At 73.7% G+C, this 944-nt stretch carries 1 protein-coding gene; it reads right to left on the bottom strand.

Going from position 1 to position 944, the window contains the following annotated elements:
* On the bottom strand, nt 1-741 hold a 741-nt coding region (locus SACPADRAFT_RS0209655; protein ID WP_007027771.1), incomplete at its 3' end, for an AAA family ATPase.
* Nucleotides 742-944 lie beyond the last annotated feature (203 nt).

The following is a 944-nucleotide window of genomic DNA, read 5'->3' as shown; positions in this document are numbered from 1 at the left end:
GACGCCGAGCCGCACGCCGGGCGCCTCGCGGGTGGCCCGGCACAGGTCCACCACGTACCCGAGCACCTCCGGCGCCACGGTCACCGCACCGACCTCGGCACGGGCCTGCCGCAGGTGTTCCGGCCCCGCCACCGGCCGCACCCCCGCGGCGGCGAGGTCATCGGGATCGAAGCCCTGCGCGTGCCGGCCGAGCACCCCGATCTCGTCCTCGCGCGACGGCGTCGGCACGATCAGCTTGAGCAGGAAACGGTCCAGCTGGGCCTCCGGCAGTGGGTAGGTGCCCTCGTACTCCACCGGGTTCTGGGTGGCCACGACCAGGAACTCGTCCGGCAACGGCCGGGCGTCGCCCTCCACCGACACCTGCCGTTCCTGCATCGCCTCCAGCAGCGCCGCCTGCGTCTTCGGCGGCGTCCGGTTGATCTCGTCGGCCAGCAGGAGGTCGGTGAACACCGGGCCCTCGCGGAAGGAGAACCGCCCGGTGGTGGTGTCGTACACCAGTGACCCGGTGACGTCGCCCGGCATCAGGTCCGGGGTGAACTGCACACGCGCGGTGCGCAGGTCGAGCGCGGCGGCCGCGGTGCGCACGAGGAGCGTCTTCGCCACGCCCGGCACTCCCTCGACCAGCACGTGCCCCCGGCACAGCATCGCCAGGATCAGTCCGGTGACCGTCGCGTCGTTGCCGACGATCACCTTGCCGATCTCGGAGCGCAGCGCGATCAGCGCGTCCCGTGCCTGTGTCATGGGTTCTCCCCCGTCGGTCGTTCCTGCGTGGCCCGGTGGGGCGGTCTCACGTGCCCACCTCCTCCTCCAGTGCGTCCAGGTCCCCGGCGAGCCGGAGCAGTTCCGCGTCGTCGGCCGGCGCGGGTCCGTACAGCAGGGTGGCCGCGTCGGCCCGGGTCCGCCCGCGGACGGCGTCCAGCACGGCTTCGGCGGGCGGGTCGGGC

The organism is Saccharomonospora iraqiensis subsp. paurometabolica YIM 90007, assembly GCF_000231035.2.
Lineage (GTDB): Bacteria > Actinomycetota > Actinomycetes > Mycobacteriales > Pseudonocardiaceae > Saccharomonospora > Saccharomonospora paurometabolica.
This window is presented reverse-complemented; position numbering and strand designations above follow the sequence as displayed.